This is a genomic window from Roseomonas chloroacetimidivorans, from assembly GCF_049629625.1.
In the GTDB taxonomy this organism is placed as follows: Bacteria; Pseudomonadota; Alphaproteobacteria; order Acetobacterales; family Acetobacteraceae; genus Roseomonas; species Roseomonas chloroacetimidivorans.
In genome coordinates, this window is sequence record NZ_JBNBZS010000220.1 from 1 (window position 1) to 2,660 (window position 2,660).

Below are 2,660 nucleotides of genomic sequence, written 5' to 3' on the forward strand. Positions count from 1 at the left end.
CGAGGTCCTCGTCGTCCATTCCGGCACGGCGGATGTCGGCCCCTGCCGATGGCCCTCCCGTCAGTGAACACGACCCGGTGAACCTGGACGAAGCCCCTGCGCAGGAGCCTGTCCGCCGCCGAGCGGAGGAGCAGGACCGCGCATCACCGCCGGCCAATGAGCGTAGCGACGCCAAAGGCAGGGACCAGGAACAGAAGCAGAAGCCGCGTCGTAACCGCTGGCGCTGGCCGCTGATGCTTGGCGGGCTGGTGCTGGTTGCAGGTGGTTCCTTGTACTGGTGGCTCACAGGCGGCCGCTATGTCTCCGAGGAAGACGCCTATGTGCAAGCCGACAAGCTGATGTTGTCTCTGGACGTCTCTGGCGTGGTGCAGGAGATTCCGGTGCATGAGGGCGAGGACGTAAAGCAGGGACAGATCTTGTTCCGGCTCGATCCCGCATCTTTCCAGTTCGCGCTCGATGGCGCCAAGGCACAGCTCGAACAGACGCGTCTGGCCATTGACGCGATGAAGGCCGACTACCAGCGCATCCTGCGCGAGACCGCGGCGCAGCAGGCGCAGGTGCAGCTGGCACAGGTGGAGAACGACCGCTACGCACAGGCGGTGCGCAGCAACTCGGTTTCACGGTCCGACTACGACCGGGCGCGGTTCCGTCTGCAGCAGGCCCAGGCGCAGCTTGAAGCATTGCGCCAGCAGGCGCAGGTCCAGCTCGCCAAGCTGAATGGCCAGGCGGAGATCCCGACCGATCAGCATCCGGATTATATGAGTGCCAAGGCCCGGGTGGACGAGGCGCAGCGTCAGCTCGACCATACCGTGCTGCGCGCTCCTTTCGCCGGCGTGGTCACACAAGTGGCGTCCTTGCAGCCTGGCCAGTATCTCACCGCCTCAACGCCGGCCTTCGGCCTGGTGTCCAGTGAGCATGTGTGGGTGGATGCCTTCCCGAAGGAGACAGCGCTCACCTATGCCAAGCTTGGCGATCCGGTGACGGTCACCGTGGACACCTACCCGGACCGCGTGTGGCACGGCAGGCTGCAGAGCATTGCCCCGGTCAGCGGCAGCCAGTTCTCTGTCCTGCCGGCGCAGAACACCAGCGGCAACTGGGTCAAGGTTGTCCAACGCATTCCAGCCCGAATCCAGGTCGACCGTGAACCGGGTGATCCTCCGCTACGGGCCGGTATGAGTGTCGTGATTTCCATCGATACCGGGCACCAGCGTCACCTGTCCGATCTGTTCTGAGCCAGTGATGCCCAGTAGCACGCCTTCGCCGGGTGGGACGGTCCCCTATCGCGGCATCATCACCGTCTGCGTCATGCTGGCAACCCTGATGCAGGCGCTGGATTCCACCATCGCCAATGTCGCCCTGCCCTACATGCAGGGCGGCCTCTCGGCGACACAGGATCAGGCGACCTGGATCCTCACCTCCTACATCGTGGCTGCCGCCATCATGATGGCGCCGGTCGGCTATCTGGCCGGGCGATTCGGCCGCAAGAACGTTTTCCTGGCCTCGATCACCGGCTTCACGATCGCCTCCGTGCTTTGTGGCATGGCCCAGTCGCTTGGGCAGATCGTCGTGTTCCGTGTATTACAGGGAATCTTCGGCGCGACACTGGTGCCGCTCAGCCAGGCCACCATGCTGGACATCTACCCGCCGGAACAACGGGGCTCGGCCATGGCCGTCTGGGGCATGGGCGTGATGGTGGGCCCGATCCTGGGTCCGACGCTGGGCGGCTGGCTGACCAATGACTACAGCTGGCGCTGGGTGTTCTACATCAACCTGCCTATCGGCATCCTGGCCTTCCTGGGTCTGCTGTTCTTCATGCAGCGCGATGAGCCGGGTGAGGCGCGGCGCTTCGACTGGCTCGGCTTCGGTGTGCTCTCGCTGTTCCTGGGCGCCTTCCAGATCATGCTGGACCGGGGCGAGCTGAAGGATTGGTTCAACAGCGGTGAGATCATCACCGAGGCAGTGCTGGCCGGTCTCGGCCTCTATCTCTTCCTGGTTCATATGGCGACGGCCGAGAACCCCTTCATCCCGCCGCGCCTGTTCCGCGACAGGAACATGGTCGCCGCGCTGCTGGTCATGTTCGTCGTGGGCGTGGTGCTGTTCGCGACCTCGGCGCTGCTGGCACCCTACCTGCAGACACTGGCTGGCTATCCGGTGTTCACCGCCGGCCTGCTCATGGCTCCGCGCGGGGTCGGCACTATGGTGGCCATGCTCATTGTCGGACGGCTCACCAGCCGGGTGGATCCGCGCGCGCTGATGGCCTTCGGCATCCTCGTGATGTGCTGGACGCTCTGGGAAATGACGGGCTGGACCCCGGACGTGGATCGTTGGGGGTTCGCCTTCGCCACGGTCTTGCAAGGCTTTGGGCTCGGCTTCGTGTTCATCCCCCTCCAGGTGGTGGCCTTCGCGACACTCGATCCCGCCTTGCGCACCGACGGCACGGCGATGCTGAGCCTCTTGCGGAACGTCGGCAGCGCCATCGGCATTTCGGCGTGCCAGGCTTTGTTGACGCGGAACGTCCAGATCAACCATTCCGAGATCGTTCAGCACGTCACGCCGCTGAACCGGGCTTTCGAGCAGCCGGGAGTGGAGCAGTTCTGGAATCTCTCGACCAGGAATGGGCTCGCCACGCTGGACGCCGAAGTAACCCGGCAGGCACAGGT

General features: G+C 64.6%; 2 protein-coding genes. Both read left to right on the plus strand.

The window, feature by feature from the left end; all coding sequences use genetic code 11:
- A partial coding sequence (locus ACO1BU_RS36760; RefSeq protein ID WP_424140806.1) for an HlyD family secretion protein occupies positions 1-1,232 on the plus strand: 1,232 nt, incomplete at its 5' end.
- A gap of 7 nt (positions 1,233-1,239) precedes the next feature.
- A partial coding sequence (locus ACO1BU_RS36765) for a DHA2 family efflux MFS transporter permease subunit (RefSeq protein ID WP_424140807.1) occupies positions 1,240-2,660 on the plus strand: 1,421 nt, incomplete at its 3' end.